This is a genomic window from Gluconobacter sp. P1D12_c (assembly GCF_018812105.1).
Classification (GTDB): Bacteria; Pseudomonadota; Alphaproteobacteria; order Acetobacterales; family Acetobacteraceae; genus Gluconobacter; species Gluconobacter oxydans_A.
This window is the reverse complement of record NZ_JACSIQ010000207.1, coordinates 1-574: the sequence shown is the minus strand read 5'-3', so window position 1 is coordinate 574 and position 574 is coordinate 1. Positions and strand designations below refer to the sequence as shown.

Genomic DNA, 574 nt, shown 5'->3' with positions numbered 1-574 from the left:
TTCTGAACATCAACAGCACCATCGCAAGCCTGCTCATGCTCACGCTCAAGAGCTTCTAAATCCTGACCAAAAACGAGAACCGGCTTGCCTGGATTTTCAACATGCAAACAGGCATCCGGATTTCTCCGGGTAGCCTCATCTATAGTCTCTTTAATATTCCACTTCTTAGACTTCGTTGCCTTGTCGGAAGGCTTTACAAGCACTTTACGACTCAGCATCTCAAAATGTGCGAATTGATAACTCATGACAACGATCCAAAAAATTTCTCGCAAATCGTTGAGAGTCTTCTTTTAAAATCATCAGACGTACAATTTTCCAAATCTAAATTATCGATACTCGAATACAAACCATCCTTGTCACATTCTTCTAAATCTTTAACCCAAAGGCGTATCTCATCTTTATTGTCATTAACAAAAACACACTCGTAACAAAAATCATCCTCGTCATCGTTCAAATATTCGTTGAATCTTAAAAAACCATATCCCCTGCTTTCTATGTAATCCAAAAACAAAGAAGAATGCGAAGGAAGACAACGCAAATAATCTCTATAACTTTTCACATCCTTCACAGGAAA

The 574-nt window shown here is 38.3% G+C and carries 2 protein-coding genes; both read right to left on the bottom strand.

The genetic code is table 11. From position 1 onward, the window contains the following. Nucleotides 1-245, bottom strand: a 245-nt coding sequence (locus KP705_RS16360; protein WP_215765013.1) for a hypothetical protein, incomplete at its 3' end; no start/stop codon positions are given. Continuing rightward, a partial coding sequence (locus KP705_RS16355) for a hypothetical protein (protein WP_215765012.1) occupies nt 242-574 on the bottom strand: 333 nt, incomplete at its 5' end. The genes KP705_RS16355 and KP705_RS16360, both read right to left, overlap by 4 nt.